Raw genomic sequence first — 6,191 nt, 5'->3', positions numbered from 1 at the left:
CAAAGGGTCGATCCAAACGGTGGAGCGCCTATTCTCGCAAAATTGGGGCGGCACCCCAGCACAAAGCCGATTCTCGGCGTTTTGACACGGCCTGGACCCATGCCGGTCGCTCGAATCATTGTCGCGAGCGCCCGAGAGCGGACATAAGCTGCGCGAAGCTTTGTCCTCAGCGTGCATCCTCTGATATCGATTTTAGCTCGCGTACCGCGCTTTCAATCTGTGTCTCAGCCAGCGACGAGTAGCCGAACACAAGCATGTCATCCCGCGCTCCAGGGTCGAAGTCGTAAGCGGCTCCGCTGGACAGCGCGTAGACGCCGATACCTCGCTCGCGTGCCCTGATCTGGATCGTCCTGGCCGGGAGGAAGCCTTCCGGTAGTCGCCAGACCAGATGCAGGCCGCTCTCCGAACCCAGGATGACGGGCTCGTCGAACGTCTCCCGCAGCGCCCGGACAAGGCAGTCGCGTCGCGACTTGTAGAGTTGGCGCAGCCGGCGCAGGTGCCGGTCGAAGTGCCCCTCGTCGATGAAGGCTGCCAGCGCAGCCTGCTCAAGCCATGCTTGACCGTTGCTCATCCGGGCCTTCAGCATCCGCGCCTCGTCCCAGAACAGGCGCGGGATTGTGGCGTAGCCGATGCGCAGGCCCGCCCCCACCGACTTGGAGAAAGTGCCGGCGTAGAAGACGCGGCGCCCCCCATCGAGGCCGGCCAGGGCAGTCAGCGGCGGGCCGTCGTATCGGAAGTCGCTGTCGTAGTCGTCCTCGACGATGTAGCTGTCGGTCTCCTCGGCCCAGCGCAGGAGTTCCAGCCGCCGGCTCAGAGGCATGGTCGCGCCGGTAGGGAACTGGTGCGAGGGCGTGACGTACAGCAGGCTGCCCCGGTCCCTCGACAATAGGTCCGTCCGCAGGCCGTTGCCGTCCACCAGGACCGGATGGATGGTCATGCCGGCGCTCCTGAAGATCAGGGATGCCCCGAGGTAGCAGGGGTTCTCGATACAGAGCTGCCGGGTGCGGGACCTAAGCAGGTTGAACACCAGATTGAGGGCGTCCTGCCCGCCCGCGGTCACGACGACTTGGTTCTCCGTCACCGCGACGGCGCGGGCACGTCTCAGGTGCGTGGCGATGGCCGCGCGGAGTTCCGGGAGACCGGCCGGGTCGCAGTAGTCGGTCAGGTAGGCGGTCTCGCGCGACAGGAGACGGTTCACGATCCGCCGCCAGATGCGGAGCGGGAACCCCGCGGGGTCCGAACGTCCGACCCAGAAGTCGAGCTCCGGTCGGTCGCCGCCGCCGCCCGGCGAGCCGGCGAAGCAGAGCAGGGGTTCGCCGGCCTCGTCCGGGACCGGTCCATTGGTCGGGGCCTGGCCGCCACGCTGGATCAGCAGGAGGCTGTCCGGCGGGATGGGCTCCACGAACAGGCCGGCCGTGCCGCGCGCCTTGACGTAGCCCTCGGCCGCGAGCCGCTCGTAGGCCGTGATCACGGTGTTGCGAGAGATGCCCAGGCGCTCGGCCAGCAGGCGGCTCGGCGGCAGCGCCATGCCGGCCTTCAGCTTTCCTTCCAGGATGATCTCCCGGACCTGGTCGAACACTTGGACCTGCAAGGGTTTGGCGGAGGTCGCGTCCAGCGTGAGCGTCAGTTCCACCGTCACCCCATCATCGTCGGCGCCCCGCCGGTGACGTCCGGTCGGTGCCGACGCCGGCCGGGTTAGACCTGTCCAGTCAGGCGGGACAAAACGGTTGGTACCATGGGTCGCGTCTGATTTGGCCCTTTTGCCCGACCAAAATTTGGAATTGTTTGTGATTTAGTGCATCCTGGGAACGGGTCGGGCACGCCATCCGGAACGCCAAGAAGGCCGGGCGCTCGACCGCGGAGGAAACATGAACGAAATCGTCAAGCCGGACTCCCTGATCGTCGCCGAGGCCGAGAGCCTGACGGAAACGTTCTTCGGAGGCTGCCCGCACGATTGCCCCGACACCTGCTCGATGCTGTTCGACGTCAAGGACGGCCAGCTCCAGGGGGTGCGCGGCAACCCGGACCACCCGATGACCCGGGGCGGCCTCTGCGTGAAGCTGAAGGACTACGAGAAGCGCCACTACCACCCGGACCGGCTCCTCTACCCGATGAAGCGCGTCGGCCCGAAGGGCTCCAAGCAGTTCGAGCGGATCACCTGGGACGAGGCGCTCGACACGATCGTCACCCGCTGGAAGGCGATCATCGACCAATACGGGCCGCAGGCCATCGCCCCCTATAGCTACCTCGGCAACCAGGGCCTCGTGCACGGGCTGAACGGCGGCGACGCCTTCTTCAACCGCATGGGCGCCACCGTGACCGAGCGGACCTTCTGCGGCGAGGGCTCCTGCACCGCGTGGCTGCTCACGGTCGGCCCGACCGCCGGCCTCGACCCGGACAGCTACATCCACTCCAAGTACATCGTGATCTGGGCCTGCAACTCGGTCAGCACGAACCTGCACCACTGGGCGATCGTCAAGGACGCCCAGAAGCAGGGCGCCAAGGTCGTCGTCATCGACGCCTACGCGTCCCGCACCGCCAAGGCGGCCGACTGGCACATCGCCCCGAAGCCCGGCACCGACGGCGCGCTCGCCATGGCGCTGATCAACTCGATCATCGCGCAGGGCCTCGTCGATCAGGACTACGTCGACAACCACACGGTCGGCTTCGAGGAGCTGAAGGAGCGGGCGAGCACCCGCACGCCCGAATGGGCCGCGGAGATCACCGGCATCCCCGCCGACGACATCCGCAAGCTCGCCTACGAGATGGCGACCGAGCAGCCGGTCGGCATCCGCATGGGCGTGGCGCTGGAGCGGCACTACGGCGGCGGCCAGACCATCCGGGCGGTGACCTGCATCCCGGCGCTGACCGGCGCGTGGCGCCATGTCGGCGGCGGCGTCACGCAGTTCGGCGTCTGGGAACATCCCTACAAGTTCGACGTGATGTGCCGGCCCGACCTGATCCCGGAGGGCACCCGTGTCGTCTCGAACCTTCAGATCGGCCGCGCGCTGACCGGCGAGATGAAGCTCGACCCGCCGATCATGTCGATGATGTGCTGGAACTCGAACCCCGTGACGCAGGCGCCCGAGACCGACAAGATCGTCGAGGGGCTGATGCGCGAGGACCTGTTCATGGTCTCGGCGGAGCACTTCGTCTCGGATACGGCCTCCTACGCCGACATCCTCTTGCCGGCCACGATGGGCGCCGAGATGGAGGACATGATCCTCTCCTGGGGCCACCTCTACCTGACCTACAACACCAAGTGCGCCGACGCCCCCGGCGAGGCGATCCCCAACAACGAGATCTTCCGCAGGCTCGCCGCCCGGCTCGGCTTCGAGGAGGAGAACTTCAAGTGGTCGGACGCGGAGTGCCTGGAGCACTACGTCGACTGGAACGCCCCGGCCTGCGAGGGCATCGACCTCGCCTACATGCGCGAGCACGGCTTCGCCCGTCTTAAGGTCGGCACGCCGGACGACCGGGCGCCGCACCGGGAGGGGAACTTTCCGACGCCGACCGGCAAGTGCATGCTGAAGGTGGAGGGCGCCACGAACTTCGTCGCGCCGCCGTTCCGGCAGATGTACGAGGGCTTCCAGCCGGGCGAGGCGCTCGACCCGCTGCCCGACTATGTCGGGGCGCGGGAATCGCACGCGAACGACCCGGAGCTGGCCAAGCGCTACCCGCTCAACATCGTCTCGCCCAAGAGCCACTACTTCCTGAACTCCTGCTACGCCAACATGGAGGACAAGCAGAAGGGCCAGGGCGAGCAGTTCGTGATGATCAGCCGGCACGATGCCCGGACCCGGGGCATCCAGGACGGCGACCGCGTAAAGGTCGCCAACGACCGCGGGGCCTTCAAGGGCGTCGCGCGGATCACCGACGACGTGAAGGCCGGCATCGTGGTGGCGACGCTTGGCTACTGGCGCCAGCTCAACGAGGGGACGGTCAACAGCATCTCGTCGGCGGCCTTCACCGACATGGGCCACGCCCCCTCGTTCTCCGACAACCTCGTCGAGGTCTCGCGGGCGAACTAGCCGAACGACCTTCTTCGCGGGCGCGCTTCCAGGAGTGCCCGCGCAGACGCTATCGGTATTTTCGGCGAAGCCTTCAAGACGCACACGCTCATGGGGATGGCTTCGACGGGTGTCCGTATCGAGCGGCGTGCGCAGCGATGGGAAGGATTAATCTCGGCATGAGCGACATTACGACGGTTGCGAAGGCTTTCTTCGACGCTTGCGAGACGGGCGGAGGTTGGGAGGCCTGCGAGCGCTATTGCACCGCCAACGCGACCTTCTCGGCTCAAGCTGATGCCCTCGCCGGCATTACCTCGTTGCGGGACTACACCGAGTGGATGAAGGGGCTCCTCACCTTCATCCCCGACGGTCGATACGAGGTGAAGTCCTTCGCCACGGACGAAGAGCGCCGGAACGTGGCGGCCTACGGGATCTTCCACGGGACCCATACCGGCGAAGGCGGCCCCTGCCCGCCTACGGGCAAGTCTACGTCGACCGACTATGTCTACGTCATGCAGTTCGAGGGCGATAAAATCGGTGGTGTGACGAAGATTTGGAACGATGTCAGGGCCGTGAAGGCGTTGGGCTGGGCTTAGCATTTGCAGCGGTGCAGCTCGTTTTCGACCGAGCAGCTTGATGAGACCGTCGGCTTACAACGCTCAAGCGGCGTCAGCGAGCGACTGCTTTCCTTGGTGCTGGGTTCCGTAAGCGGAACAGCCGAATCCACCCGGAGCAGCCATTCCGCTGTCGACCCACTAACGCCATAGGAGCGGCACAACTGCCTTCTCGAAAGCGGTCGCTCGAACCGTTGGGATCTGGCCCTTCTACCCTTCTGATGCCGAGATGCTTGAACGGCGAGCGGTTCGCTCGATCGCATCGGCAATGGCCCGGTATAAGGATGGCGGCAGATCATGCCCCATCCCGGGGATCAACATCATCTCCGCATCCCGGATTGAGGAAGCGGTGTCCTCGCCGCAGGCAGGCGGAAACAGAGGATCGTCCGTCCCGTGAACAACGAGGGTCGGTGCCGTGATTGCGGCGAGCCGCGACCGGCGGTCGCCAGCCACCCCAACCGCTGCGAGCTGACGTCCGAACCCACCCGGCGCACGGCCTCGCCGAACTTCCTCCCGGAGGAGAGCACGGCAGGCCTCTTCGTCGAATGGATGAGCAGTGCCCGCGATGCGCCGGGCGAAGGCGACGCCGTGATCGAGGAAACTCGCCTCGTTCAGGACGGGATCGGGGGCCGGGCGCATCATCATTGTCATAGCGTCGGGTTCGGCCGACGGCAGGTCCGGATTTCCCGTGGCCGACATGATCGAGGTGAGCGAGAGAACACGAGACGGGTGCTCGCTCGCCAGGATCTGGGCAATCATGCCTCCCATCGAGCGGCCGACGAAGTGGGCTCGGCGGATGGACAGGGCATTGAGCAGGCCGATCGCGTCCGAGGCCATGTCGTCGAGCGTGTAGGCGAGTTCCGGCCGCCGACCTTCGGCAAGCGCCGAGGCCAAGGCCGCAAAGTCCATCGCGCCGTGGTCAGTGAAGTGTGTCGAGCGTCCTGTGTCCCGGTTATCGAACCGCACGACACGATAGCCGCGCGTCACCAGCTCGCGGCAGAAGGGCGTGGTCCAGCGGATCATCTGCGTACCGAGCCCAGCGATCAGAAGGATCGTCTCAGCCGCCCCGTCGCCGAAGCTGTCGTACGCCAGGGTGATGCCGTTGGCAGCCAAACGGGCAGACTTGGGTTCCGGGCTCATATCCGGACGGCCCGGAGCTGCTCCGCCCAGTGGATGAGGCGCTCCTTCATCATCCGATCGCGGACGTACCCAATCTCTTCAGCCTCCAGCCGCTCGACGATTTCGAAGCTGAACGCCTCCGCCCCATGCGCATTCCACGTGCTCTGGAGCGAACGGTGCGTGTTCGTGCCCTGCCGGAGGGTGAACCAGAGGCGGTTCTGGATCTTGGAAAGGTCGGACGCGCTGCCGACCCAAACCTCACCGGACGCCTTGCAGCGCACGGCGTAGATGCCGCTCTCGACCTCCCGCTCCTTGTAGGCGCTCACGGCCGCCTTTCGGTCTTCGGTTCTCATCACGTGCCCTCGCGGATTGGCGGCGACGCTATCGGAGGCACCCCGTTGACGCAATATGACCCGGGTAAAATTGACGGCGAGCGCTCACCCCGGCT

The 6,191-nt window shown here is 66.0% G+C and carries 5 protein-coding genes; 2 read left to right on the top strand and 3 right to left on the bottom strand.

The genetic code is table 11. The features are described 5' to 3' along the window. Positions 1 to 166: 166 nt before the first annotated feature. Positions 167 to 1,639 (bottom strand): PLP-dependent aminotransferase family protein, encoded by a 1,473-nt coding sequence (locus CIW48_RS30715; RefSeq protein WP_149314179.1) that lies wholly within the window; start codon positions 1,637 to 1,639, stop codon positions 167 to 169. Positions 1,640 to 1,868: 229 nt separating this feature from the next. On the opposite strand from CIW48_RS30715, the gene CIW48_RS30710 reads away from it, so the two are divergent. Both CIW48_RS30710 and CIW48_RS30705 read left to right on the top strand, forming a co-directional pair. Further along, positions 1,869 to 4,031: a molybdopterin oxidoreductase family protein gene (locus CIW48_RS30710; protein ID WP_149314178.1), complete on the top strand. Its 2,163-nt coding sequence runs from the start codon at positions 1,869 to 1,871 to the stop codon at positions 4,029 to 4,031. 158 nt (positions 4,032 to 4,189) lie between these two features. After that, on the top strand, positions 4,190 to 4,606 hold the full coding sequence (locus CIW48_RS30705; RefSeq protein ID WP_149314177.1) for an ester cyclase: 417 nt from the start codon (positions 4,190 to 4,192) through the stop codon (positions 4,604 to 4,606). 228 nt (positions 4,607 to 4,834) lie between these two features. On the opposite strand, the gene CIW48_RS30700 is transcribed toward CIW48_RS30705, so the two are convergent. Then, complete coding sequence (locus CIW48_RS30700) at positions 4,835 to 5,764, bottom strand: alpha/beta hydrolase (RefSeq protein WP_149314176.1); 930 nt, start codon at positions 5,762 to 5,764, stop codon at positions 4,835 to 4,837. Further along, entirely contained in the window at positions 5,761 to 6,096 is a 336-nt protein-coding gene (locus CIW48_RS30695; protein ID WP_149314175.1) for a GIY-YIG nuclease family protein, read from the bottom strand. The genes CIW48_RS30700 and CIW48_RS30695 overlap by 4 nt, the downstream gene beginning before the upstream one ends. Positions 6,097 to 6,191 lie beyond the last annotated feature (95 nt).

It is taken from the genome of Methylobacterium sp. P1-11 (assembly GCF_008329595.1).
In the GTDB taxonomy this organism is placed as follows: Bacteria; Pseudomonadota; Alphaproteobacteria; order Rhizobiales; family Beijerinckiaceae; genus Methylobacterium.
This window is presented reverse-complemented; position numbering and strand designations above follow the sequence as displayed.